This window comes from Kutzneria sp. 744 (genome assembly GCF_000568255.1).
Lineage (GTDB): Bacteria > Actinomycetota > Actinomycetes > Mycobacteriales > Pseudonocardiaceae > Kutzneria.
Window position 1 is genome coordinate 134,981 of record NZ_KK037166.1, and the last position, 24,614, is coordinate 159,594.

Below are 24,614 nucleotides of genomic sequence, written 5' to 3' on the forward strand. Positions count from 1 at the left end.
GCATCGACGTCGAAGGGATCACCATGGCTCTGCCCGCACTCACGGCCCAGCAGCGTGCCGAAGCGCTGGCCAAGGCTCAGCGCGCCCGCAAGGCCCGCGCCGAGCTGCTGGCCGGCCTCAAGGCGGGGACCGTGCAGCTGCCGGAAGTCTTCGAGCGCGCCGAGACCGACGAGGTGGTCCGCAAGACGCGGATCATCGCCGTCATCAAGGCGTTACCGGGAGTCGGCCCGGTGCGCGCCGCCGAGCTGATGCGAGGCTGCGAGATCGCCGAATCGCGCCGCGTGGGCGGGGTGGGCACCGCTCAGCGCAGCGCACTGCTGGCCGCCGTCAGCTAGTCGCCGGCCAGCACGTTGTCGATCGACCACATCATCGAGCGGTCGCCGCCCCAGCACCGCGCGAGCCGGTCGCGGTGGCCGGCCAGCGCGGTGGCGTAGTCCAGGCCACCGCCGGCCAGGAGCGTCGCGGCGTCGAGCAGTTCCGGCAGGTCCGCCCGGATCCGGGCGGCCGACATGCTCGGCGTGCGCGGGCCCTCGTCCTCGACGGGCTCCGGTTCCGGGTTGACCATGGTGTAGCAGGGGAAACGGGAGCGATCAGGCAGGACGGAGTAGAACGGCACGCCGTCGTTGAAGTAGAACTCGGGCCAGCGGTTGCCCGACAGGCACAGCCACGGGGTGCCGGTGGCCAGCGCGGCCATGCCGAACCCGGTGTGCGGCGACAGGAAGACCTTCGACGCGCCGACCAGGCACAGCTGGTCCCGCAGCGGCAGGTCCAGCGCCAGCCGCGCGCCGGGCACGGCCGCCGCCAGCCGCTCGTACTCGTCACGGCTGTACGTCGTGCTCGTGCGGCCGTCCTTGGCCAGCTTGCCCAGCAGCCGGAACTCCGTGCCCGGCAGGCGTTCCGCCAACGCGGACAGGATCAGCTCCCAGGACGCGACCGTCGGGTACATGTGGCGGTCGGCGCTGCCACCGAGCAGGACCGTGAACCCGGTGCGTTCGGACCGCGGGAGGTCCAGGCGCAGGGGCTGCCTCGGTTCATACGAGGGCGCCTTGTTGAAGCCCGCGAAGCCTTTGGCGCCGGGGAAGTAGGCGTCCGCCTGGTCGTAGTAGGCCGCCAGGCCGGGGAAGAAGTCCCGCTGCGCGGGCTGCGCCGACCGGGCGTCGGCGACCACGTGGTCCCAGTCCTTGCCGATCTCGGCCAGCTGGGCGCGGGCGTCGGTGGCGGGGTCGAAGAGATCCAGGTCGATGGTGTGGACCTCGTCGATGAAGGGGCACCAGGTGGCCAGCTCGGCCGGGGTGTTCGCGTTGAGGACCACGCCGATGCGGCGGGACGGGTCGGCGGCGTGGTAGCCGAGCGCGTAGTGCAGGGCCTCGATGGCGTGGCCGACCTGAGGCGCGTAGACGAAGTTGACCAGAACCGAGTCCATGCCGCCGATTCTGTCGGGGCCGTCGACCGAATTAGCGCGGTCAGCCCTTGCGGGCGGCCAGGAACAGGTCAACCTCCGGCCCGGCCTCCATGTGGTTGGGCACGAACTCGGCCATGCGTTCCCGTACCACGTCCAGGCCGAGGTCGGTGAGGCGCTGGCGGAACACGTCCTGCGGGTAGCTGCTCACGCCGGAGGCGGTCTGGCCGAGGAACTCGACCTCGACGTTCTCGGCGTCGACCGGCACGGTGGCCATCAGGAACAGGCCGCCGGGCTTGAGCCAGCCGGCGAACTTGGCCAGGGCGGCGTCGATCTCGGCCCGGGTGAGCTGGAGCAGCGGGTAGAAGGCGACCACCGCGTCCCAGCTCTGCTCGGGCAGGACGAGCGTGCGCAGGTCGGCGACCTCGAACCGGGCCGTCGGGACCTGCTCGCGGGCGATCTCGACCATGCGCGGCGACACGTCGTAGCCGGTGACCTCATGGCCGGCCACGGCCAGCAGCTCGGCGGCCGGCCGGCCGGTGCCGGAGCCGATGTCCAGCACCTTCGCCCCGGCCGGCAGCTCGTCGAGCAGCCAGGCCACTTCCTCCCGCTGGGCGGCGAAGTCGGCGAACGCGGTCTCGTAGTCCTTGCCGAGGCGGTCGAACAGTTCTGCTGCGGAGAGCCCCATGTGATCACGCTAGCGGGTGCACGGACGCCACGACGTACAGATGCGGCTCGAAGGACTCGGCGAGTTCGGCGGCGGCCGCCATGTGGGGCTGGGCGGCGGGGTTGGCCAGCATGGCCTGCAACGCCTCGGCCGAGGCCCACTGGGCGTAGTTGACGACCCGGACGCCGTCGGTGCTGGCGTGGATGTTGGCGGAGACGAAGCCGGGCAGGTCGGCCATGACCTCCTCGGTGGCACTGGTCAGCAGTCCGACCAGGTCGGCCTGCCGTTCGGGACGCACGGTGAAGACGTTGATCAGGGTGACGACCGGCTGGGCGGGGTCGATGGTGGTGGCCATGGCGGATCTCCTTTGATGTCAGGCTCCTGACATCGGCCATTGTGTGTCAGGATCCTGACATGAGTCAAGCAGCCAACAGCGAGCTCCGCCCCGGCTACCTGGTCAAGCGCGTGCAGCAGCTGGTGCGCCACGCCGCCGACGCCGACCTACGCAACACCGGCCTGTCGGTTTCCCAGTACGCGGTGCTCAACGCCCTGGCCGAACACCCGGGCGCCTCGTCGGCCGAGCTGGCCCGGCAGTGCTTCGTCACGCGGCAGTCGCTCCAGGACGTGCTGTCCGGCCTGCGAGCCAACGGCCTGGTGGTGGTCGCGGAGAAGGCCGTCACCGGCCGGGCCCGGCCAGCCGGTCTGACCGACCTGGGCCGGCGGCGGCTGACGGAGGCCGAGCGCGTGATGACCGCGGTGGAGGAGCAGATGCTGACCGGGTTGAGCGCCGAGGACAGGAGCCGGCTGACAAACTTGCTGATCCGGTGCGCGGAGAACCTGACCGACCTAAGTTGACGTCATGACTGAGCTGGTCGGGCGGGCGCGGGTTGTGGCTGATGAGGTGCTGTTTCCGGCGGCGGCGGAGGTGGATCGGACCGGCCGGGTGCCGGCAGGGCACTTCGAGCGGCTGGCGGCAGAGGGGTTCTACGGGATCTCGGTGGACGAGACGCTGGGGCTGCCGGAGGTGGTGGCGATCCTGGAGGCGCTGGCGGGCGGGTGCCTGAGCACGATGTTCACCTGGCTCCAGCACCTGGGTCTGACCCGGGGGATCTACGCCTCGACGAACGAGGCACTGCGCGAGCGGTATCTGGAGGATCTGGCGGCGGGGCGGCTGCGCGGTGGGGTGTCGTACGCGGCGGTGATTCCGCCGAAGCCGAAGGTCACGGCCAGACGGGTGGACGGGGGCTACGTCTTCGACGGGGAGGCGCCGTTCGTGAGCGGGTGGGGACTGATCGACCTGCTCCAGGTGGCGGGGCGCGACGGGGACACGATCGTGAGCGGCGTGATCGACGCGGTGGCGGCGGAGGGACTGACGGCGGAGCCGCTGATGCTGGTGGCGGCGCAGGGCACGGCGACGGTGCACCTGGGGTTCAAGGGCTTTTTCGTGCCGGACGAGCGGATCTACTCGACGGTCTCGTACGACGAGTTCGTCGCCGGCAACGCCGCCTTCGCGTCACGGCTGAACGGCTGCGCCCCGCTGGGGGTGGCGGAGCGGGCGGCGCGGCTGATCGAGGAGGCCGGCCAGGGCGAGGTCGCGGACCGGCTGCGCAAGGAGATCGGCGACGCGCGGGACCGGCTGGACGGCGGCCTGATCGACCAGGAGTCGATGCCGGCGGCCCGAGTCGCGGCGGCGGAAGTGGCCTACCGGTCGGCCGGCGCGCTGGTGGCGGCGACCGGCAGCAGCGGGATCCTGGGCGGCAACCACGCCCAGCGGCTGGTCCGCGAGGCGACGTTCCTGCTGGTCGCGGGCGGTCGCCCGGAGATCAAGGCGGGTCTGCTCAGGACGTTCGGAAAAATCTCCTGACAAAGTTCCGGCGGCCTGTCGATCCGGGGCAGGGCTCGTTCGACGCAGTGGTGAGAGCCCGACAAACCCTGTGAACGGAGCCCCGAGATGACCGCGATCGCCACCACCGCCAGCACCTCCGCCACGACCGGGACCAAGGCCAAGACCCCGGTCGCCACGAAGATCGGCCGCGGCCTGAGCACGCTGGCCGTCGCGTTCCTGCTGTTCGACGCCACGATCCACCTGCTGGCGCCCGACTTCGTGGTGCAGGCCTTCGTGCAGTCCGGTTTCCCCGCCTACCAGGCGGTCGTCATCGGCGGCCTGGAGCTGGGCTGCCTGGTGCTGTACGTGATCCCGAAGACCGCGGTGCTGGGCGCGATCGTGCAGACCGCGTACCTGGGCGGCGCGGTGTGCACCAACCTGCGCATGGAGGCCCCGCTGTTGTCCACCATACTGTCCCCGGTCTACGTCGCGCTGTTCGTGTGGGCCGGCCTGTACCTGCGCAACGCCGCGCTGCGCTCGGCCCTCGGCGTCGACATCCTGAAGAAGCGCTAGCCCGACCGGCCCTCACGCCCTGACCACGGTCAGGGCGTTTCGGCGTTGTGCCACTTGAGTTTCACCTCGAAGTGACCCTGCAGCCCGGTCCGCGCGATGAAGGCGCCGGCCTGGGCGTCGAACCTGACGCCGAACTTGAGCTCCACCTCGTCGGGCCGGTGCGGCATCGCCAAGAACTGCGTGAGCGCGGTCGTGGCGGTGTCCCGCACGCGAGCCAGGCCCTGCTCCAACGTCTGGGTGGCGTCCTGGAACATGTCGGCGGCGCGGCCGACGCGGGCCAGCCCGGGCTGGGGCTCGACCTCGACGAGCACCTCTCCCCCGTCCTCCAGCGGAATCCGCATCAGCTCGGTCATGGTCGCTCCCTCTCAGCCACACGGCGCGGACAGCCGGGCCTCGTCGGCCAGGCCGGTACGGACTTGGTCGAGGCCGGACAGGATGTCGCCGAGCCGGCCGGGATCGCCGAGGAACTCCAGCACGGCACGGGAGAACGCGTCGGCCATCGCCGCCGGCATCACGTCCGAGGCGTCGAGGCACAGCCGTGGGGCCGAGGCCAGCACCGCCGCGATCCGGGGACTCACGGATCCTTTGTAGACGCTGGCCGCCAACACCTTCTGGTTGACCGAGAAGGCGCTGCTGTCCTGCCGCGCCGGCCACACCGCCTGCGCCTGGGCACCGGCCAGGTAGGTCATGAACTCGCGGGCCAGCGGGTTGTCGGTGAACAGCCCGGCCACGTTGACCGACACCTCCCACGCGTCCGGCACGTGCCCGATGGCCGGGAACGGGAAGAAGTCGTAGTCCGCGCCCTTGGGGTACGAGCCGGTGGCGAAGGAACCCTGGTGCTCAAGGTGACAGCCGGGCGGGGTGGCGAACATCTGCTTGCCGGCGTCGCCGAAGTAGGTCAGCAGGGCGGCGGACCGCATCCCCGGTGTGCCCTGTGTCGCCAGCAGTTGGCCCCACGTCGTCCAGGCGGCCCGCACGGCGTCCGCCGTCCACGGCAGGGCGCCGTTGGCCCAGGCCTCGTACACGTCGGGGCCGGACTGGTGCAGCAGGATGTCCTCGATCCAGTCGGTGCCGGGCCAGCCGGAGGTGGAGAACGCCTCCATGCCCAGGCACCAGGCCGGTTTCACCCTGACCGTGTAGTCGAGCAGCCCCGGCCAGCTCCTCGCCGAGGCGTCGGGCGGGTTCTTCTTGTTGAACCACACGATGCTCTTCAGGTCCGCCTTCACCGGCACCGCGTACAGGTCCGGGGTGCCGAGCCGGAGCAGGGTCCGCCACTGCTGGCTGTACTCGGCGTCGGAGACGCCGGAGATCTTGTGCAGGCCGTCGGCGGTGTAGCGGGCCAGTTCGCCGGGACTGGACAGCACGGCCACGTCCGGTGGCTGTCCTTTTTGGACATCGGCCTGGAGCACCTGGTTCACCGCGGGCGTGCCGATGTAGTCGATGGTCACGTCGTGCTGGGCCTCGAAGCCGGCGAACATCGCGCGGAAGGACTGCTCCTCCGCGCCGCTCCACGGCCCGAGCACGGTGAGTTCGGTGCGGGCCGAGCAGCCGGTCACCAGACCGGCGACCAGCGCGATGGCCAGCAGGAGTCGCTTCACGACCGGTACCTGTATTCGTCGATCCGGGGCTGTAGGCCGACCAGTGCCAGCCCGGCGACACCCAGGGCCAGCACGGGGATCAGCACGAGCAGCCAGCTCAGGTCGGTGGCGTCGGCGAACCCGGCCGTGGCGTCGGCGGCGGTCGTGGTGGCCGCCGGGGTGGACTGGGGCGCGGCCGGTGCCGTGTCGGGAAGCGTTGCGCCGCAACCGGTCGGGCTGCAGGCTTGCCGGACGGCGAGGATCAGGCCGCGCTGGGCGGTGGTGGACACGGCATTGGCCCGCTGGTCGGTGTTGCTGACGTACGAGGTGAGGACGGCGTCGGCGGCATGGGCCCGGTCGGCCAGCACGAGCCCGCTGGCCGTGGCCCCGATGAGCAGGACCAGCAGCGCGGTCGCGCCGATCAGCCCGACGTTGAACCGCCGCCCGAACCTCCGCCACAGATACCGCTGCGTGTACACGAGCAGCAGCGACAACAGGATCGACGGCACCAGCCAGGCCAGCACGGTCCACCGGTTCAGCCAGCCGTCGGACAGCTGCTGGTCCAGCTCCTTGCGTTGCAGCGAAGCCAGGCCCTCCAGGTGCGCGAGGGTCTGCTGGCTGCCGTACAGGGACCGCGCCGCGTACCAGAGATCCGTCAGGTACAGATCCCGCGTCCCTTCACGGAAGTGCGTGTCCGCGGCACTCATCCAGCCGCTGTAGGTCGTGAGCAGGCCGGCGATCAGCTGGAGCTCGCCGCTGCCGGTGGAGCCGCCCGCGTTGTCTCCGGCCGCCCGGGCCAGATCCTGCTCGGCCACGGCCAGGTCGGTCGTGTACTCCTCACCGGCCCCGACGAGCGTGGCCCCGCCGTCCACGAAGCTGTTCACAGCCGCCAGGTGGGCCTGCATCAGCGCCGCCTTGGCCGAAGCGACGTCGAGCACGGCGGGCGCGGTCCGATCCCGCACGGTCCCCAAAACCGACTGCGTGGCGGCGAACGACCACACCGACATGGCCAGCACCACCACGGTCAGCCCGAGCAGGCCGAGGCGTAACCGGAGCAGGTCGCGGCGGGTGGTGCTGACCTTCTCGGTCATGGCGCGACCTCGAAGGTGTGGCCGCAGTTGACGCAGAACTTCGCCCTGTGCGGGGACAACTTGGGGCAGTTCGGGCAGGTCCGCGGCTGGCCGTCGGGCGCGGCGGTCGGCGTCACCGGGGCGTCCGAGGTGGTGTTGCTGGCCAGGCTCAGCACCGCGGAGAAGGCGTCGCGCGGCCGCATGTGCTCCTTGAGCGTGACCTCCCCGGTCTCCGGGTCGACGTCGATGAGGCGGCTCAGGCGGCGCAGGGTGTCCTCGTTGCCGAGCCGGGTCGCCAACCGGAACGCCTCGCCCCACTCGGCTGCGGCGCCGTCGCGGTCCTCCTCGCCGAACCGGATCCAGCCGGCGTTGAGCCGGTGACCCAGGTCGGCCTGCACGGTGTGGCGCAGCACGGTCTCGTCGACGCGGGTGGCCAGCCGCTCGTCGTCGGTGACGTAGCCCAGGATCGGGACGGGCAGCGGCACGGTGACCGAGTCGTCCGGCGGGACCAGCTCCACCCGCCCCAGCTGGAGATCCTCGTACCAGGGCCGGCCGTTCATGTCCACGGCGAGCGACAGGTGGTACTCCCGGGCCTCCTCGCCCCACGCGCCGGTCGACAGCTCGACCACGCCGCGTTTGACGGCCACGATCCGGTCGGTCAGGTCGATCTCGGCCGGAAACTCCTGCCTGAGCACCTCGACCCGGGAGAAAGTCGGCGTCACGATCCGCAGCCGCATGTCCGGCACGGCCTTGTCGGTCGCCGTGCGGATGAGCCGGCGGAACTCCGTGGGCAGGTCGTGATCGTCCAGCACGGCGTCGGCCGTGCCACGCAGCACCGCGGCGATGCGGCGCAACTCGTCGGGCTCCCAGTCGTCGCCGATTCCCCTGGCGTCGCAGGTGAATCGGCCCTCGCAGCTGTCCAGCACCTCGTGCAGGGTCTCGGCCGGCTCGCTCTCGTTTCGACCGTCGGTGAGCAGCAGCGCGTGCCGCACGGCGTCGGGACGCTGGTCGAGCAGGTCGCGGGCCAGCGTGAGCCAGGTGCTCATCGCGGTGGCGCCCATGGCGAACATGTGCGCGGCGGCGGCCTTGGCCCGCCGCCGGTTCTGGTCGTCGGCCGGCACGAGGCGAGGCGTGTCGGGGAACCGCACGGTGGCCTTGCCGGTGCCCTCCACCAGCGCGAACCAGGTGCCGTCGGGTAGCGCGTCGATCGCCGCCGCGGCTGCCTTGCGGGCGTTGACCATCCTGGTCGGCGGCTCGTCCATGGAGCTGGAGCAGTCCACCACCAGCACCTCGGCCGTCGGTCGCGTGACCGCCTTCTCCAGCGCGGCGGCCCGGACCGTGAGGGCCACGGGCATTCGGGTGTCCGAAGTGGACAGATATCGGCTCTGGTTGAGCTCAAGGGAGAATTCGCTCACCGTCACGTCCTCGTCCGTCGCCGTACGGTGTTCGCCGCGTCGATCAGCACGTGGCTGCGGGCGATGTCGGCGTGGTCGGCCAGCACGCGCAGCGCCGCCTCCTGCCGGTCCCGCAGGCCGCCGTCGGTCACCGGCTCCCCCAGCAGCCGCCACGTCCCGGTGTCCGGGGTCGGCCGGGCCAGGCGGGCCCGCGCGACCTCGAACAGGGTGGCGGTCAGCCGGACCCGGGTCTCGCCGTTGTCCTCGCCGCCGTCGAGGTAGAGCCGGGGCAGGCGGTCGGCGGCGGCGTTGATGTCCGCCACCGACGGCAGCTCGCCGTCGATGCGGGCCAGCAGCACCCGCACCGCCGCCACCTGCGCCGAGTCGTAGTGCCGGGACAGCCGGGGCAGCTCGTCGAGAGCCTCGACCGCGGCGGCCCGGTCGTGCTCGCGCAGAGCGATGCGAGCCAGCCCGAACAGGGCGCTGGCCTGCTCGTCGTCACGCCGCCAGACCACCTTGTAGTGCCGCTTCGCCTCGGCCAGATCTCCTTGCCACTCCAGGCAGAAGCCGATGGCCAGCTTGGGCGCCACCTCGCCCGGCACGTCGGCGTAGACGTCGCGGAAGGCCCGCAGCGCGCCGGGCAGGTCGTTGTCGGCCAACGCCAGCAGGCCGTGATGCCAGCGGATCCGCCAGTCGTGCTCGGACCACTCGCCGAGCATCGACGACGCCCGGTCGACGCGCCGACGGGCCTCGGCCGGCTCACCGAGCTCGATGTGGGCGCGGGCGGCGGCCAGGTCCAGCTCCACCGACGTGGCCGGGAACTCGTCGTACTCACGCAGCAACTGGCGGGGTGCGGCGACCGACCTGGTCGCCAGGAACGTGGCCACGGGATCGGTGTCGGCCGGCCTCGGCATCGGCAGCCGGGCCGCCGCGACGGGCGCGGTCGGCAGGCCGTCGTCGATGGTGCCGTCGGGCTCCTCCGCCTGGGTCCAGCGGTCGAGGCCCGGCACGGTGCCCAGGCAGGTGTCCAGCAGCTCGTGGGTGTTGGCGAAGCGGGTCGACTCCATCCGGTACGGCTTGCGTTCCCGCAGCGACAGCAGTTCCCGGTGCACGCCGTCGAGCTGCTCGGACATCTCGGCGGCGGAGGCGAAGCGCTGCTCGAACGGCGCGACGGCCCGGTTGAGCAGCCGGTCCATGGAGTCGATGGCGAAGGCCACCCGGTCGCGGTCCGGCTCGTGCTGCTTGGCGTTGTCGAACAGCCTTCGCAGCGTCCGGCCGACGGTGTGGACGTCGGACCGCACGGTCAGCCCGTGCTGCGCGATCTCCTCCGGGCCCACGTTGTAGTCGGGATGGCCGACCTTCGCGCTGTGCCGGTCGCCGATCCGCCGCGTGGCGCCCAGGTCGATCACCTTGAGCCGGTTGCCGGTGCGCATCACGTTGTCCGGCTTCATGTCGCAGTAGAGCAGGCCGTCGTCCAAGGTGTGCAGGTAGTGCAGCGCGGCCAGGATGTAGTGGCCGCAGGCGGTCACGTCCTCCAGGCGCAGCGGCTCGTTCGACTTGAGGATCTCCTGGAGCGTCCGGCCGGCCACGTACTCCATGACGATGTACTCGTCGGTGCGGCCGGTGGCATCGTCGGTGTGCTCGACGTAGGTGATGATCCGGACGATGGTGGAGTGGTCGAGCCGGGTCAGCGTGTCCCGTTCCCGCCGGGTCAGCTGCATCGCCACCGCGTCGGTCGGGTTGATCACGCCCTTGAGCACCACCCGGAGGTCCGGCAGGCGCAGGTCCCGGGCCAGGTAGAGCCAGCCCTGGCCGCCGACGGCCAGCCAGCCGATCACCTCGTAGCGGGCGTTCGCCACCTTGTCGCCGGGATGGAGCTTGGGCACGAAGGAGAACGGGGTGCGGCAGTGCGGGCAGAAGCCGGTCACCATGGGCGGCTGCGCGCCGATGCGGCGGCCGACCTCCTTGCCGCAGGAGCCGCAGAACCGGCGCTCCTCCGGATAGGCGGGATCGGGGAGCAGGCTCGGCTCGCCGACCGGGATCGAGGGCAGCGCGTAGACGTCGCTGCCGCGCCAGGAACTGGTCTCCGGCGGCGGCGTGGGTTCGGCCGCCGGCTCGGGCTCGCGGGGCGGCGTGGGCCGGGGTCTCTTGCGGCGCCCGCAGACGTCGCAGAACCCGGTCGGCCCCACCGGCTGGCCGCAGCACATGGTGTCGGTCATGTCCGTCGCCGCACCTCAGCGACGTAGGCGTCCACGAGCGCGCGGGCGGCCTTGAGCTCGCACGGGTGGGCTTCGAGGGCCAGCAGGGCGCCCCGGTACAGCTCGGCCAGCGACTCGTCCTCCATCAGGCCGTGCTCGACCGCCTTGGCGTTGTAGCTGATCAGACGGCCGCGCTGGAGCTCGAAGTCCCGCAGCGCCTCGTCGTTCTCCTCGGCCGCCCGCTGCATCGCGTCCAGGCCCCGCACCAGCTTGCGCTCGTAGTGGTGCAGCGCCCGGGCCAGCTTGGTGGCCTCCTTGTCCCGGACGTTGGAGCGCAGGATGGCCAGCGTGAACTCCATGTCCGCGGCCAGGGCGGGAATGTCGTCGAGATCCGGCCGCGGCGTGAAGCGGGTGCGGATCATCGCCCGGCGACGACGGACCCGGCCCTCGTGGTCGGCGAGCTGTGCGACACCCCGGGCCAGCTCGTTCACCCGCTGCTGGAGCGCGTCGAACTGCCACTGCTTGGCCAGGATCGCCGACGGGGACGAGTCGTCGTCGAACTGGAGGACCACCGTCGCGCCCTGGCGGACCAGCGGCGCGACGACGTCGTCGAGCACCTGCTCGGGCCGGCGGGCCTGCTCGATGCCGGCGAAGCCGACCGACATGTGCCGGGTGGCCGACTGGAGGACCGGGGACAGCTCGGCCGCCGACTTCCCGCTGGCGTCGACGATCCGGCCGGCGTCCAGCGGCCCGATCTGGATCACCAGCACGCCGATGGTCGGCCGCCAGACGTCGGGCTCCACGTCGTCGCCGACCCACCGGTCCAGCGCCGGCACGTGCCGGCGGAGCGTGTCGATCGGGATGATCCACGCCAGATTCGACTCCAGGTAGGCGCTGACCACCATGCCGACCACGGCGCCGCTGCCGTCGTCGACGGCGCCGGCGCCGCTGAAGCCTTCGCGGATGTGCTCGCTGCGTTCGACGTGGTCGAGTTGGATCCACTCGCAGCCCGGGCCGCCGGTGCCGGCCAGCACACCGGACGCCCAGATGCCGAAGTCGTGGTCGACCGGGAAGCCGAAGGCGTGCACGGTTCGGTTGCGGGGCGCAGGAACGCGGTGCAGCATCGTGCCGGGCAGGTCGGTCGGCACGATGATCGTGAGCAGGGCGATGTCCGCGCCGCCACCGTCGAGTTCCGGGGCCCAGCAGCCGGGCACCACCTTGGCCGTGGCGTGCCGGCCCAGTTCGACCCATTCGGCCGTGATCTCGACGTCGTCACCGAAGTCGGCGGCGTTCTTGACGACGTGGGCGCAGGTGAGGATGGCCCGCCGGTGAGGGCGATGCCGGCGCCGATGATGGTGCCGTGGCTGTCCTTGAGGCGGAGCCGCCACGGTTCAGCGTCGGGAGATCGCCCTGCTGCGGGTCCAGCGTCGATGCTCACCGCCTGCGCACCTTACGGACGCCGCCATGATCACACTGCGGATCGAGCGATGATCACCCGGTCGGCGGCATCGCCCAAGAGAGTGAACCGCGGGCCGGGCCGATTCCCGTCGGCCCGGCCCGTTTCGAGTCAGGCCGGCAGCTGCCAGCGCTGTTGCGGCTGGCCGTTGCAGTCCCAGATCTGCAACTGCGTGCTGTTGGCCGTGGACGCCGACGGATCATCGAGGCAGCGCCCGGAGTTCGGGTTCACTAGCGAGCCGTTGGCCCCGGCCTGCCACTGCTGCGCGCCGGTGCCGTTGCAGTCGTAGAGCTGGACCTTGGTGCCGTTCGTGGTGCCGGCGCCGGAGATGTCCATGCACTTGCCGAGCGCCTGCACCGTGCCGCCCGAGCCGACGGTCCAGGTCTGCGCGGAGGTGCCGTTGCAGGTGTAGATCTGCACCGCGGTGCCGTTGTTCGTGTTGGCGCCGGCGATGTCCACACACAGGTTGGAGCCGACACCGGCGACGATCGCGCCGGTGTGCCCGGTGCCGCCGTTGCCGGTGGTGGCCGTCCAGACGAAGGTGGTGTCGCCGGACGCCCCGGTGGAGTCGGTCGCCGTGACGGTCACGGTGCTGGTGCCGCCGGTCGTCGCCGTGCCGGAGATCGTGCCGTTGCCGCTGATCGTCAGGCCGGCGGGCAGGCCCGTCGCCGTGAAGGTCAGGCTCTGGCCGCCGGAATCGGTGGCCTGCAAGGGAAGGCTGACCGCGGTGCCGACCGGGCTGCTCATGCCCTGGGGATTCGTCACGGTGACGGTGTTGCCGGCGTTGGTGCTGGTGACCGTGAGCGTGCCGGACAGCTGCGGGCCGGCGGAGGTGTTGCCGACCGCGATCTGGTACGAGCCGAGGGCCGTGGTCCAGCCGTTGTTCCAGTAGGCCAGGTCATGCAGCGTGAGCGGGAAGCTGACCGTCGTGCTGGCGCCCGGCTGCAGCGTGACCTTGCTGAATCCCTTGAGCTGCAACGGAGGCTCGCCTGTGGTGGCCGGCGCGCCGACGTAGAGCTGCGGAACCTCGGAGCCGGCGCGGCTGCCGGTGTTGGTCACCGTGGCCGTCACCGTCGCCTTGCCGTGCGCGTCGAAGGCGCCGACCTGGAGGTTGCTGAAGCCGAACGTCGTGTAGGACAGGCCGAACCCGAAGGGGTACAGCGGGGCGATGTTCTGTGCTTGGTACCAGCGGTAGCCGACCTTCACGCCCTCCGAGTACTGCACGGTCCCGTTGCTGCCCGGCCACTGCGCCTGGGTGTGGGCCGGGACGTCGTTGAGGCTCTTGGGAAAGGTGACCGGCAGCTTGCCCGACGGGTTGGTGTCGCCGAACAGCACCGAGGCGATGGCGTTGCCGTCCTCCTGGCCCGGGTACCAGGCCTCCAGGATGCCGGCCACGCTGTTCACCCACGGCATCGTCACGGCCGAGCCGGTGTTGAGCACCACGACGGTGTTCGGGTTGGCCGCCGCGACCTGCGTGATCAGCGAGTTCTGCATGCCCGGCAGGTCGATGTTGCCGATGTCGCTGCCCTCGGACTCGTTGTAGCTGGCGAAAACGACCGCCACGTTCGAGTTGCGGGCCAGCGTGACCGCCTGGGCGATGTTGCCGGAGCTGTCGCCGGCCGCGTACTGCACGCTCACGCCGGAGCCGGCGCGGCTGGTGATGCCCTGCAACGGCGTGACCGTGCCCGAGGAGTTGACCCTCGCGCTGCCGCCGCCCGCGGTCTGCGGGGAGGTGCTGGCGTCCGCCCCGATCACCGCGATCGAGTGCGTGGCGGTCGTATCGAGCGGCAGGACATTGTTGTTACGCAACAGAACCGTGCCCTCGGCGGCGATCTGCCTCGCCGCCGTCTTGTGCGCCGTGGAGGTGACGGTCGCGCCGGTGTTGCCGGTGCGCGGGTTGTCGAACAGGCCGAAGGCGAACATCTCCGTCAGGATGCGGCTGACCATGGCGTTCAGCGTCGCCTGGGTGACCTGGCCGTTCTGCACGGCCGTCTGCAGCGCGTTGCCGAAGTAGTCGCCGCCGGGCATCTCCTGGTCCATGCCGGCGTTGGCGGAGGCCACCGTGGAGTGCGTTGCGCCCCAGTCCGAGGTCACGAAGCCCGGGAAGCCGAACTGCGTGCGCAGCGGTCCGTTGAGCAGCGCCGAGTTCTGGCAGGCGTACGTGCCGTTGACCGTGCTGTAGGAGCACATCGCCGAGGAGGCCGCGCCCTGCTGCACGCCGGCCTGGAACTGCGGCAGGTAGATCTCCTGCAGCGTCCGGTTGTCGACGATGGCGTTGTCGGACGGCGTGTTCCGGTTGGTCTCCTGGTTGTAGACGCCGATGTGCTTGATCTGCGCCAGCACGCCCGTGCCCTGCACGCCGCGGATCTCCGCCGCGCCCAGTTGGCCGGCCAGGTAGGGGTCTTCCGTCAGCGACTCAAAGGCCCGGCCCCAGCGCGGGTCGCGGACGATGTTGACCGTCGGGCCCAGGTTGACGTTGGCCCCCTTGCCGGCCTCTTCGCTGCCCACCAGCTGGCCGTACTGGGCCTCCGCGTCGACGTTCCACGTCGCCGCGGCCGCCACCGGCGCCGGTAACTGGGTGACGCCGCCGAGGTTCTCGCCGACGCCGGCCGGGCCGTCCTCCAGGCCGAGCGCCGGGATGCACAGGGCCGGGACGGCCGGCGTGTTGCCGACGTAGCCGCCTCCCGTGCCGTGCAGCAGACTGATCTTCTGGGCCTGGCTCATCTGGGCCAGCACCTGGGCCACTCTCTGCGGCACCGGGGCGGTCGAGCCGACCCACGGGCAGGTCGCGTCGGGCGCCGCGACCGCCGATGTCGGGGTCAGGGCGGTGACGGCAAGTCCTATGGCTGCGGCTACGCCCAGCCAGCGACGTGCGGACACTGTCTCTCCTCACTGAGCACGGGGAACAGGCGCGCAGTGGCGGCTGGAAGCGCTCTCATAAGGTGGCATATGTTGTGGTCCACAACGAGCACGGATCGATAAAGATGGCGGAGGGTGCGACCAGATGCCCCAGTTGAGGGATGCCGCGGCCCGGCTGGCCGCCCTGGCCTGCTGCCGGCTCACGCCCGGCCTCACGGACGTCGAGTTCGCGCTGGTCGAGGCCTCGTACGGCTTCACCTTCGCCGATGACCACCGAGCATTCCTCGCCACCGCGCTGCCCGTCGACGTCGAGGGGCACGGCGGCTGGCCCGATTGGCGGGGCGGCGATCCCGCCGAGCTCCGGCGCATGCTGGACTGGCCGGTCGAAGGGGTGCTGTTCGACGTCGAGCACAACGTCATGTGGGAGCCCTCGTGGGGTCCCCGACCGCCGACGGTGTCCGAGTGCCTCACCGTCGCCCGCCGCCACCTCGCCACCGTGCCCCAGCTGGTGCCGGTCTACGCCCACCGCTACCTGCCCGCCGGTCGCGGCACCTCCGGGCACCCCGTGCTTTCCGTCTACCAGACCGACATCATCTACTACGGCGTGGACCTCTCCGACTACATCCACCAGGAGTTTGGCGGCCCCGGCCTGTCCCGAACGGATTCCGCCTGGCGTCCTGTGGCGACCGTCCCATTCTGGCGAGATTTCCTGTAGATGATCGTTAGAGTGAATCGCCCGAGTAGATGGGCGGTCGCCGATGTTCGACTACCACCTGATCTTCGATCACGACGACGAGACGCGGACGCCGTTCGCGGTGGCCCGCGGGAACATGGTCTTCGACCACGGGCTGATGTGGCGCCGGTCCGATGTCCTGGCCCGGCTGGGAAACATCGGGCGAGGGACGTGCACGCGGAAGGTTCGCAAGCCCGTGGCCGCCATCGAGCAGATCACCGCCGACGTGCGCCGTGCCGACCAGGCCGCCTGGATCGGCAAGACCTACCGCTACTACGCCAGCGGCGACGAGGTCGTGCGAGGCCGGTTGGTCGGTCCGCGCACCGTGTCGTACGAGCGGTTCAACGGCCTGCACTGGGTGCTGGGCGAAGCGGTGCTCGGCGTGGTGGCCGAGGTCGACGTGGAGGACGCCGAGGAGTTCAAGGCCGCCCGCTCCCGCCAGCCGGTCGCGCCCGAGCCCGAACCGGCCGCGCCGCCGCACGCCCCGATCGACCTGACGCCGGGCCACTACATCATCACCGAGCCCGGTGACGACCAGCCGCTCGCCATCGTGCGGACCGGCGAACGCGAGTGGGTGCGGCCCCTTCGGGCGTTTCGCGGGTACGACAGCGACTTCCCGGTGCTGAGCCAGCTCGCGGCCGGTCGGTTCGACTGGACGGCGCATCCGGTCACCGAGAAGGAATACGACGCCGCCCGCACCACGATGTACCGGGCCGACGAGCGGGCCAGCAACTCCCGCTGGATCCATCAGCCCTATCGGTACTACTTCGTCATGGACGACGAGCGGCGCAAGGACACCGTCAGATCGCTGGTGCGGATCGAGCGCTACGGCGCTTTCGGCGGGTGGCGGGAGCAGGCGTTGTGGCGGGACGGCACGTGGAACCACTCGACGAAGCTGATGGACGCCGATCACGGCGGCTACGACGACTATCGCGAGGTCACCGAGGCCGACGCCCGCCGGTACTCGGCCGGTCGCTACTGGCTCTGAATCTCGGTCTTGAGCACTCGCTCAAATTCGCCTAGCCTGGTGTTTGAGCGAGTGCTCAAACGGGGGTGGTGGGGGTGCTGTACGTCGAGACGCTCATCCGGGCGGACCTCGAACAGGTGTGGCGGCTGACGCAGGATCCGGCGCAGCACCAGCGGTGGGACCTGAGGTTCACGCGGATCGAGTACCTGCCGGACACCGTGCCGCAGCGGTTTCGCTATGCGGTGACGGCGTTTCCCGGCCTGACGGTGTCCGGGACGGGGGTCACCGCGGGGCAGCGTGTCACGGCGGACGGGTCCCGAACGTCGGCGTTGCGGTTCGCTTCGGCGGATCCGCTGTCGCCGATCCAGGACGGGGCGGGGTACTGGCGGTACGTGCCGACCGAGGACGGGGTGCGGTTCCTCACCGGTTATCACTATCGGCCCAGATGGTGCGGTGCGGACACGGTCTTCCGGCCGCTGATGGGCTGGGCGACGGCCTGGTCGTTCGATCGCCTGCGGCTGTGGCTGGAGGATGGCATAGAGCCGGAGACGTCGCTCCGCTGGGCGGTGCTGGACGTCGGCGTGCGGGCGGCGGCGTGCGTCGGACTGTGGCGGCTGGCGGGACTTCCGCTGGCGTTGGTCACGGCAGTGGGCCTGGCCCTGGCGCCGCCGTCGCCCGTGACACCGGCCGCGCGGCGGTGCCGGCGTCGGCCGCCCGATCGGTTGTCGCGCACCGCTCCCGCTCAACTGTCCACTTTGGAGCTGTCATGACCTCGATCTTCCAGCGTGCCCTCGGCGCCGACTTCGACCGCCTGCACCCGCAGTTGCAACGCCGTTTCGGGTTCGGCCTCGCCGACGGAGTGGGCTGCGTAGGCCGCGGCACCATGGACCGGATCTGGCACGGGCGGGGGTTCACGCGGCCGTTCCTGGCCCTCGGCGCGAAGCGGCACATCCTGCTGCCGCAGTCCGGCGTGGGCATCCCGTTCACCATCGAGAACTACGCTTACCGCGACGCGCTGGGCCGGGAGTCGCTCAGCTTCGTGCGCACCTTCTCGTTCGACACTGCCCGCCGCTGGGACGCCACCATGGTCTATAACGCCGAGCGCGGCACGATCGTCGACTATCTCGGCACCCACCAGCACGTCGCCGTCGATCTCCGTCCGTCGGTCGACGAGTGGGGCGGCCTGGTGATCCGCTCCGGCGAGCAGCGCTTCCACGGCGGACCGGTGAGCTTCCGAGTTCCCGGGCTGGTCAGCGGCGTGGCCGAGGTGCACGAGTCGTACGACGAGGACCTCGGGCGGTTCCGGATCAAGGTCGTGGTGGCCAACCGCCGATTCGGGCCCCTGTTCGGCTACCACGGCACGTTCACCGCCGCCTACGTCACCGGCGACGCCGTGCCGAGCGCCGTCAAGCCGCGGCGGGTGCAGGTCCGAGCGTGACGCCCGGGTAAAGGAACCATTACCCTCGCCCGGCCGTTGACCGTACATGAGGATCACCGTCGAACTGGGCCGGCGCGATCTCCTGGTCGTGGCCGGACTGCCCGGGGCCGGCAAGAGCACGCTGCTCGGCCGGCTGTCCGGCGACCTGACCGTGCTCGACCCCGACCAGCTGCGGGCCCGGCTGGCGGCGCGGCTGCCGTCGGGCACGCCGTACCGTTACTACCGGCCGATTGTCCACGTGTGGCAACGCCTTCGGGTTGCGTTCGCGGCGATCGGCCGTGGGCCGCTCATCGTGCAGGAGCCGTCCACACGTGCCACGACCCGAGCCTGGCTCGTGTTGCTGGGCGCGGTGACCGGCCGCCGGGTGCGGATGCTGTGGCTGGAGGTCACCGCCGAGCAGGCGTTGCGGGGCCAGCACGTCCGGGGCCGGGTACTGGGCCGCAAGACCTTCGATCGACACGTGCGGAGGTCGGCCCGACTGCGGGAGACGTTGCTGGCCGACCAGGTTCCCCTCGGCTGGCACAGCGCCCAGGTCCTGACCCGCTCCACGGCCGACACCACGGCATTCGTGGGCGCGGCGGCCTAGAGGCCCAAGTGGGCACCGACCTCGTCCGCCTCGGCCTCGGCCTCGGCGTCGCGCGAGCCGTCGACCTCGATGACACGGACACCCAGGCGGCGTGCGGACTCCACTGCGTCAAGCGTGACCAGGCTGTCCCGTTCGAGGCGGTTGCGCTGCGCTCGCCCGGGATCGCTGACGTCGTGATGGAAGGTCGAGGCCCGAGGCATTCGGCTGAGCTGGAGGGGGTCGCCGTAGTAATCGCCGAATTTTAGGCGGATATACCCTTGAACTGCGAAAACCTGGCTGCCTGGACGGCTTCCCCGCGTCGTGGCCGGCTTCGGACGATGACGACACCGCCAGCGGGCACCGTGACCGCGAGCGGCCCGCCCGCGCTCCAATAGCCTGCTGATCTTCTTTGGGGCTGGAGGTTGCGGTTGGCCACGCGGGCGTTCGCCGACGAAGAACTGGAACGCCTTCGGGAGTTCCCCGAGATCGGGCGGGACGAGCAGTTCCGGCACTTCACCCTCACCAGCGCCGACCGCACGTTCGTCGATCCAGGCCAGGGACGCGGCGCCGCCGACCGGCTCGGGCTCGCGGTGACGCTGTGCACCTTGCTCACGATAATGCGGCCGGTGCTTCCAGCCACCGTCGATCGAGCCGCCTACGCCGACGTCCAGGCGGGAGGGAACCGTTCGGGTACCGGGAAGGTACCGGTGCCGGTCAGGCTGTTGTTGTCTGCATTTCTACATAGGACCCAAGTTTCTCGGTACCACGGAAGCCATGCCAGAGCTACCGGTTTAGATGGTCTCTGGCAACCAAACCACGATCGAAAGGAAGGCTCTGGATGCGCGCTCGCTCGGTGCAGAAAGAACTCGCGAGCGCCGTCGGCCGTTGGTACGTTGCTCTCTGCCTGGCGACCCTTATTCGCCGTCAGATCATCGAACTGAGGGAGATCGGCACGTGAAAAGGAAAGGCGTCGTCTCACGAATCATCGTCGTGGCGGCGATGATCGTGGCTTCTGCGACGTTCAGCGTCGGGCTCGCGGGCACCGCGCAGGCTGCGGCCTGCGCGAATCCGGTGGGCGTGACACCGGCTCTGGACCTCAAGGCAAACGGTACCAACATGGGGTACCTATATCTGGGCTACTTCTCCTCCTGTCGCGAGGCGTACGCCGAGCTGCACATCACTAGCGCCAGCGTGGCCCGCGTAGCCATCGAAGCGGTGGTGTCGATCGATAACGACGTCATCGGGATGGAGTACGGCAGCAAGGCCACCGATACCGTAAGCACAAATGGTGGATGGGCGGACAGCTTTTTCATCCCGATCGACCAGAACAACGACCACGACATCTTCTACAGTGCGACCCCGCACGTGACAATTTACTTCTCCGACGGGTACTCGTGCACCGGCACAGGCTGGACTCACGAATTCGCCCACGGTAACAACGTCTACGGGCTCGACGCCGGCCAATCGGGGAACTGCACAAACGCTGCGTGAATCGTCCCGGGTTCCGTCCACGGCTCAGCGCGTCGCGAAGATCAGTGCATGTCAGTGAGCTGCGGTGAAAGCGCTGAGCCGTTGACGAAACCCTGGCGATCCATCTGGCGTTGGTGTCCATGCTGCCGGGCGCCCGGGCCGCGGAGCTGTTCGTCCTGTACGCCGAGATGCCGGTCGTGCGCCACCGGTTCGCGGCCGTGCTGGTGGCCGGCGACCAGGTGGTCGTCGACCACGACGGCGAACTGGGCCGCGTCCCCTGCCCAGCTCGACGAGCTGCTGCACCATCTACGCGCTGGCCTGCACGGCACGGCCACTGTGATCCCGCTCCGCCGGACTGGAGTTCGGTACGCCGTGAGCCCGTGCCGGAACGCCAACAGGCGGGCCACCGTGGACTTGCCGGCCCACTGCCCGCCGCCGATCCAGCGGGCGTTGCCGAGGGGGCCGAAGGGATCCCAGGCCATCAGCCGAAGGCCCGCGTCGGGTTGGCGACGAAGATCTGCGCCGCCAGCTCGGGGTCGAGGCGCGGGCGGAGATGGGTCACCAGGTACGACATGCCAGGCACTCCCCTTGCCGCCACGGTCGTCGTGTCGCCGCCCAACAGCAGCTGGGAGGCGAACCCGGCGTCGGCGAGTCGGGTGAGGGTGCCTGGCATCGTCCAGTCGGTGGCGTGATGGGCGCGGGAGGGGCCGTCGAACGCGAGGAAGATGCCGGCGGAGGCGACGCGGTCCTGCACCCAGGGGTCGGGGAAGCGGTTGAGGTGCCCGAGAACGACCCGATGCGGCGGCACGTCCAGCTTGCCGCACAACAGGTCCAGCACGTCGAGGGCGGCGGTGCCGAGTTCCAGGTGAACAGCCACCGGCACTCCGGTGGTGTGGTGGGCGCGTGCGGCGGCGGTCATGGTGTGCACGGCGTGTGGGTCGAGGCCGTGGAAGCCTCCGGCGACCTTGATCAGGCCTGTCCGGCGTTGGGTGATGTCTTCGACGAACAGCTCTTCCAGGCGTGGCAGGGTTTTCGCCAGCCACTCCGGCTCGTAGTGCTGGGCCTGGTGCAGGCCGGTGGCGGCGACGATGGTCACGTCCGAGCGTCGCGACAGATCGGGCAGGGCGTCGAGGCGGCGGTGCATGCCCAGCGGCGTCCACTGCACGACCGCCTGCCCGCCGGTGTCGTGAAACCGTTGCAGCTCAAGGAACGCCGCCTCGACGTCGTCCAGCTCCTGGCCCGGGAGCACGCGGCTGGCCAGGAAGAGGTGATCGTGCGAGTTGGTGACGCCCAGCTCGTCGACGTCACCGAGGACCGTGCGGATCACCAGTGCCGACCGACCGGCAGCAGGTCCAGCTCTGGCGTGGACAGGTGCCGAACCGTGTACTCGGCGGCCGGGTTGTCCTCGTACAGCGTGAACCGGACGAGCTCCCAGCCCCTCGTGTCGACCGCCAGCGCGACGGAATGCACTCCGTCCTCGGCCCGCAATTCCGTTACCGCATCGGGGATTCCCTCCGGCGTGATCCGGCTCGTCACCTTGCTGGCCCGGGTCGGCCTTCCCTCCCAGGCTGGTCCGCGCAGGAACGCCAGCGCCGTCCACTGCTGCACCACCGGCCGGCCGAACGACTCACACAGGCCTCGAAACCCGTCGCCCCACAGGAAGGCGTTCATGCCCTCCACCGTGCGCCAGAGGTAGAACGGCGAGTACTGGTTCACCGGCGATCCCTCGGCCCGCTCCCGGACGCAGTACGCCTTCAGCCCCAGCCCCGGCCACCCGTCCAGCAACGCCCCCTTGCTCGCCACCCGCTCTCGGATGATCCCCATGTCGTAGTCGGCCGGCAGCGTGATCTCGTACTGCATCGCGTGCATGCCGCCACTGTACATACCACTAGGTACAGGATGTACGGCTTGAAGTGTACGAAACCGTTTCGTACACTTCTGCTCGTGGTGAGGGGCAAGGAGCGGGAAGACGCGATTCTGGCGGCGACGATCGAGCTGGTGGGAGAGGTGGGGTACGGGGCGCTGACGATGGACGGGGTGGCGGCGCGGGCGCAGGCGAGCAAGGCGACGATCTACCGACGGTGGCGGAACAAGGCGCAGCTGGTGAAGGCGGCGCTGGACGCCTACGACACGAGGCAGAACGAGGCGATCCCGGACACCGGGGAGCTGCGCGAGGACCTGTACGCGGTGATGAGGGCGCTGCGGGAGCGGGTGAGCGAGAGCTACCTGGCCATGATCAACGGCCTCATCGCGGCGGCGAAGCACGATCCGGAACTGGATGCGGCGCTGCAGGAGCACGTGGCCGACGAAGAGCTGTCGCCGTTCCTGGTGAGCCTGCAAAGGGCGGTGGACCGGGGCGAGCTGCCGGCCGACGCGGACAGCGAGCTGGTGCACGACGTGGCGGAGGCGCTGATCATGCGCCAGGTCACGACCGGCGTCTTCGACGAGGAGTTCATCCGGCGGGTCGTCGACGACGTCCTGCTGGTGCTGCTGAGGCAAGGGGGAGAAAAGTGACGGTGCTGATCGCCGGGGCGGGCCCGACGGGGCTGACCCTGGGCATTGAGCTGGCACGCCGAGGGATCGCGTGCCGACTGCTGGACAAGGCCGACGGCCTGTTCCAGGGATCGAGAGGCAAGGGCCTGCAACCCAGGACGCTGGAGGTGTTCGACGACCTGGGCGTGCTGGACGCGATCCGGGCCGACGGCATGCCGTTCCCGAAGTTCCGCCTCTACTCCGGCACGGACGTCGTCTGGGAGCGGGCGCTGCACGAAATGCTGGGACTGGAGGCGCCGAAGCCCTCCCCCGACATCCCCTACCCGCTCCCCTGGCTGATCCCCCAGTGGCGCACCGACGAGATCCTGCGCGACCGGTTCGAGGCCCTGGGCGGCAAGGTGGAGTTCGGGGCCGAGGTCACGGCCGTCGAGCAGGACGACGACGGCGTGCGGGTCACGGTCGACGGCAGCGAGGTGATCACCGGGGACTACCTGGTCGGCACGGACGGCGGCCGCAGCGCCGTCAGGAAGCTGCTGGGGGTCGGCTTCGAAGGCGAGACGTATGAGACGGAGCAGACACTGGTCGGCGACGTCCGGGTGGAGGGCCTGCAAGGCACGGCCTGTCACATGATGACCCACGCCGGCGACGTGACGAAGCGGTTCTCGGTGTGGAACCTGCCGGGCAGCGACTACTACCAGCTGGTCGCATCGGTGCCGAGCAAGGAGATCCCGACCCTGGAGGACGTACAGGAGCTGCTGGAGGAACGGACGGGCCGCACGGACATCCGCCTGCACGACCTGCGATGGATCTCCGTCTACCGGATCAACGTGCGCATGGTGGACCGCTTCCGAGTGGGACGCGTCTTCCTCGCCGGCGACGCGGCCCACGTGCACTCCTCGGCCAGCGGACAGGGCCTGAACACGAGCGTGCAGGACGCCTACAACCTGGGCTGGAAGCTGGCCGGCGTCATCCAGGGCGCCCCGGACGAGCTGCTCGACTCGTACGAGGGAGAGCGGATGCCGGTGGCGGCGCAGGTGCTGGGCCTGTCGAGCGCCATGCACGCCAGGAACTTCCGGCCGACGACCGGCCCCGCGCCGGCCATCCACCAGCTCGACATCACCTACCGCGGCGGCCCGCTGGCCACGGACGACTGCCCCGATCCTCAGCAGCTGCAAGCCGGCGACCGCGCGCCGGACGGGATGCTCCCGGACGGCACCAGGCTGTTCGACCTGTTCCGTGGGCCGCACTTCACGAGGTTGGTCTTCGCCGGCCCGATCGAGGGCTACGACGTCGAGCCCGGCACGCACGTGCTGGTCCGGCCGGACGGGTACATCGCGGTGATCAGCGACAATTCCGACACGGTCGACCGCTGGCTGGACCGGTTCGGCACGGATCCGGTGCGAACGATGCAACCCGTGGGCCGACTGGTTCCGTCTCCCGGGTAGCGATCACCGGGAGGTCGAGATCATGCGTTCGGCGCCGTTAGTGCTGGCCGGAGTGCTGTTGTCGGTTGCTGCCTGCTCCACGACACCACCGCAGACAAGTCCGGCCGCGCAGGCGCCGGTCTGCGCGGACACGCTGCCACAGCAGCCGACGACCGGGGCGGCAACGCCGATGGTGCCGGGCGAGCCCCAGGCCGCGGTGATCTGCCAGTACACGGCGGTCCAGCAGCACCTGGCCAAGTCCACGCAGGTCAAGGACGTGCAGGGCCTGCAGAAGGCGCTCAACGCCGCCGACACGACACCGCCGCCGCGCGGCACGATGTGCCCGCTGGACCACGGCGGCCGGGACATGGTGATCTTCGCCTACGCCGGCGGCGACCCGGTGGACGTCACCATCAAGACCAGCGGATGCGCCACCGCCACCAACGGCAAGGTGACGGCGTACCGCCTCACCGACGCCGTCCTGGGCAAGCTGTAGTTGCGGGATG

Annotated in this window: 28 protein-coding genes; 14 read left to right on the forward strand and 14 right to left on the reverse strand. The window is 70.4% G+C overall.

From position 1 onward, the window contains the following. Positions 1–23: 23 nt before the first annotated feature. A complete protein-coding gene (gene mihF / locus KUTG_RS00660) occupies positions 24–335 on the forward strand; it encodes an integration host factor, actinobacterial type (protein ID WP_043714162.1) in 312 nt (103 codons plus the stop codon). Here mihF and KUTG_RS00665 read toward each other — a convergent pair. The 3 genes from KUTG_RS00665 to KUTG_RS00675 are packed head-to-tail and all read right to left on the reverse strand — an operon-like array spanning position 332 to position 2,421. After that, a complete protein-coding gene (locus KUTG_RS00665; protein WP_043714164.1) occupies positions 332–1,423 on the reverse strand; it encodes a glycosyltransferase family 9 protein in 1,092 nt (363 codons plus the stop codon). The genes mihF and KUTG_RS00665 overlap by 4 nt on opposite strands. A gap of 40 nt (positions 1,424–1,463) precedes the next feature. Then, positions 1,464–2,087, reverse strand: coding sequence for a class I SAM-dependent methyltransferase (locus KUTG_RS00670; RefSeq protein WP_043714165.1), 624 nt, complete (start codon positions 2,085–2,087; stop codon positions 1,464–1,466). A gap of 4 nt (positions 2,088–2,091) precedes the next feature. Next, the gene (locus KUTG_RS00675) at positions 2,092–2,421 is read right to left on the reverse strand and encodes an antibiotic biosynthesis monooxygenase family protein (protein ID WP_043714167.1); all 330 of its coding nucleotides are present in this window, start codon (positions 2,419–2,421) and stop codon (positions 2,092–2,094) included. A 59-nt stretch (positions 2,422–2,480) separates the two neighbouring features. On the opposite strand from KUTG_RS00675, the gene KUTG_RS00680 reads away from it, so the two are divergent. The 3 genes from KUTG_RS00680 (at position 2,481) to KUTG_RS00690 (ending at position 4,464) form a co-directional block, all read left to right on the forward strand. Further along, positions 2,481–2,921, forward strand: coding sequence for a MarR family winged helix-turn-helix transcriptional regulator (locus tag KUTG_RS00680; RefSeq protein ID WP_043714169.1), 441 nt, complete (start codon positions 2,481–2,483; stop codon positions 2,919–2,921). A 4-nt stretch (positions 2,922–2,925) separates the two neighbouring features. Beyond that, positions 2,926–3,930, forward strand: a complete 1,005-nt coding sequence (locus KUTG_RS00685) for an acyl-CoA dehydrogenase family protein (RefSeq protein WP_043714171.1) — start codon at positions 2,926–2,928, stop codon at positions 3,928–3,930. Between the two features lie 87 nt (positions 3,931–4,017). Further along, entirely contained in the window at positions 4,018–4,464 is a 447-nt protein-coding gene (locus KUTG_RS00690) for a DoxX family protein (protein ID WP_043714173.1), read from the forward strand. 29 nt (positions 4,465–4,493) lie between these two features. Here the strand turns inward: KUTG_RS00690 and KUTG_RS00695 are convergent, their stop codons facing one another. The 7 genes from KUTG_RS00695 to KUTG_RS00725 form a co-directional block, all read right to left on the reverse strand. Further along, complete coding sequence (locus KUTG_RS00695) at positions 4,494–4,817, reverse strand: CU044_2847 family protein (protein WP_043714175.1); 324 nt, start codon at positions 4,815–4,817, stop codon at positions 4,494–4,496. A gap of 12 nt (positions 4,818–4,829) precedes the next feature. Further along, a complete protein-coding gene (locus tag KUTG_RS00700; protein WP_043714177.1) occupies positions 4,830–6,062 on the reverse strand; it encodes an ABC transporter substrate-binding protein in 1,233 nt (410 codons plus the stop codon). Beyond that, on the reverse strand, positions 6,059–7,132 hold the full coding sequence (locus KUTG_RS00705; RefSeq protein ID WP_043714179.1) for a hypothetical protein: 1,074 nt from the start codon (positions 7,130–7,132) through the stop codon (positions 6,059–6,061). The genes KUTG_RS00700 and KUTG_RS00705 overlap by 4 nt, the downstream gene beginning before the upstream one ends. Then, complete coding sequence (locus tag KUTG_RS00710; protein ID WP_232240574.1) at positions 7,129–8,526, reverse strand: VWA domain-containing protein; 1,398 nt, start codon at positions 8,524–8,526, stop codon at positions 7,129–7,131. Before KUTG_RS00710 ends, KUTG_RS00705 begins: the two co-directional genes overlap by 4 nt. A 2-nt stretch (positions 8,527–8,528) precedes the next feature. Beyond that, positions 8,529–10,724 carry a serine/threonine-protein kinase gene (locus KUTG_RS00715; RefSeq protein ID WP_043714183.1) on the reverse strand — a complete coding sequence of 732 codons (2,196 nt, stop codon included), beginning with the start codon at positions 10,722–10,724 and terminating at the stop codon, positions 8,529–8,531. Beyond that, the gene (locus KUTG_RS00720) at positions 10,721–12,091 is read right to left on the reverse strand and encodes a S1 family peptidase (RefSeq protein WP_043714185.1); all 1,371 of its coding nucleotides are present in this window, start codon (positions 12,089–12,091) and stop codon (positions 10,721–10,723) included. Before KUTG_RS00720 ends, KUTG_RS00715 begins: the two co-directional genes overlap by 4 nt. Positions 12,092–12,270: 179 nt before the next feature. Beyond that, the gene (locus tag KUTG_RS00725; protein ID WP_198046939.1) at positions 12,271–15,039 is read right to left on the reverse strand and encodes a glycoside hydrolase family 3 C-terminal domain-containing protein; all 2,769 of its coding nucleotides are present in this window, start codon (positions 15,037–15,039) and stop codon (positions 12,271–12,273) included. 124 nt (positions 15,040–15,163) lie between these two features. Here KUTG_RS00725 and KUTG_RS00730 point away from each other — a divergent pair, with 124 nt between their 5' ends. The 5 genes from KUTG_RS00730 to KUTG_RS00750 all read left to right on the forward strand — a co-directional run bounded on the left by KUTG_RS00730 (position 15,164) and on the right by KUTG_RS00750 (position 18,742). Then, complete coding sequence (locus tag KUTG_RS00730; RefSeq protein ID WP_043714187.1) at positions 15,164–15,733, forward strand: hypothetical protein; 570 nt, start codon at positions 15,164–15,166, stop codon at positions 15,731–15,733. Between the two features lie 43 nt (positions 15,734–15,776). Then, positions 15,777–16,739 (forward strand): hypothetical protein, encoded by a 963-nt coding sequence (locus tag KUTG_RS00735; RefSeq protein WP_043714189.1) that lies wholly within the window; start codon positions 15,777–15,779, stop codon positions 16,737–16,739. Positions 16,740–16,813: 74 nt separating this feature from the next. After that, positions 16,814–17,488: an SRPBCC family protein gene (locus tag KUTG_RS00740; protein ID WP_198046940.1), complete on the forward strand. Its 675-nt coding sequence runs from the start codon at positions 16,814–16,816 to the stop codon at positions 17,486–17,488. Next, positions 17,485–18,156 (forward strand): DUF4166 domain-containing protein, encoded by a 672-nt coding sequence (locus KUTG_RS00745; RefSeq protein WP_043714191.1) that lies wholly within the window; start codon positions 17,485–17,487, stop codon positions 18,154–18,156. Before KUTG_RS00740 ends, KUTG_RS00745 begins: the two co-directional genes overlap by 4 nt. 46 nt (positions 18,157–18,202) lie before the next feature. After that, the gene (locus tag KUTG_RS00750; protein WP_043714193.1) at positions 18,203–18,742 is read left to right on the forward strand and encodes an AAA family ATPase; all 540 of its coding nucleotides are present in this window, start codon (positions 18,203–18,205) and stop codon (positions 18,740–18,742) included. On the opposite strand, the gene KUTG_RS60450 is transcribed toward KUTG_RS00750, so the two are convergent. After that, positions 18,739–19,233, reverse strand: a complete 495-nt coding sequence (locus KUTG_RS60450; RefSeq protein ID WP_198047922.1) for a hypothetical protein — start codon at positions 19,231–19,233, stop codon at positions 18,739–18,741. The two genes, KUTG_RS00750 and KUTG_RS60450, sit on opposite strands and share 4 nt — an antisense overlap. Here KUTG_RS60450 and KUTG_RS62910 point away from each other — a divergent pair. After that, on the forward strand, positions 19,150–19,662 hold the full coding sequence (locus tag KUTG_RS62910; RefSeq protein WP_232240575.1) for a DUF4158 domain-containing protein: 513 nt from the start codon (positions 19,150–19,152) through the stop codon (positions 19,660–19,662). The two genes, KUTG_RS60450 and KUTG_RS62910, sit on opposite strands and share 84 nt — an antisense overlap. Positions 19,663–19,675: 13 nt before the next feature. Continuing rightward, complete coding sequence (locus KUTG_RS00760; RefSeq protein ID WP_157494160.1) at positions 19,676–20,212, forward strand: hypothetical protein; 537 nt, start codon at positions 19,676–19,678, stop codon at positions 20,210–20,212. A gap of 41 nt (positions 20,213–20,253) precedes the next feature. On the opposite strand, the gene KUTG_RS00765 is transcribed toward KUTG_RS00760, so the two are convergent. From KUTG_RS00765 to KUTG_RS00775, 3 genes are read right to left on the reverse strand one after another with little or no spacing between them, the layout of a single operon-like run. After that, on the reverse strand, positions 20,254–20,673 hold the full coding sequence (locus KUTG_RS00765) for a hypothetical protein (RefSeq protein WP_043714197.1): 420 nt from the start codon (positions 20,671–20,673) through the stop codon (positions 20,254–20,256). Then, a complete protein-coding gene (locus KUTG_RS00770; protein WP_198046941.1) occupies positions 20,673–21,518 on the reverse strand; it encodes a phosphotriesterase family protein in 846 nt (281 codons plus the stop codon). Before KUTG_RS00770 ends, KUTG_RS00765 begins: the two co-directional genes overlap by 1 nt. Next, entirely contained in the window at positions 21,515–22,060 is a 546-nt protein-coding gene (locus tag KUTG_RS00775; protein WP_043727805.1) for a DUF4865 family protein, read from the reverse strand. The genes KUTG_RS00770 and KUTG_RS00775 overlap by 4 nt, the downstream gene beginning before the upstream one ends. Before the next feature lie 75 nt (positions 22,061–22,135). On the opposite strand from KUTG_RS00775, the gene KUTG_RS00780 reads away from it, so the two are divergent. Genes KUTG_RS00780 through KUTG_RS57785 form a run of 3 tightly spaced genes read left to right on the forward strand, consistent with a single transcriptional unit; the run spans position 22,136 to position 24,604 of the window. Further along, a complete protein-coding gene (locus KUTG_RS00780) occupies positions 22,136–22,705 on the forward strand; it encodes a TetR/AcrR family transcriptional regulator (RefSeq protein WP_157494162.1) in 570 nt (189 codons plus the stop codon). Then, the gene (locus KUTG_RS00785) at positions 22,702–24,129 is read left to right on the forward strand and encodes an FAD-dependent monooxygenase (protein WP_063753463.1); all 1,428 of its coding nucleotides are present in this window, start codon (positions 22,702–22,704) and stop codon (positions 24,127–24,129) included. The genes KUTG_RS00780 and KUTG_RS00785 overlap by 4 nt, the downstream gene beginning before the upstream one ends. Before the next feature lie 22 nt (positions 24,130–24,151). Beyond that, entirely contained in the window at positions 24,152–24,604 is a 453-nt protein-coding gene (locus KUTG_RS57785; protein ID WP_043714199.1) for a hypothetical protein, read from the forward strand. Positions 24,605–24,614 lie beyond the last annotated feature (10 nt).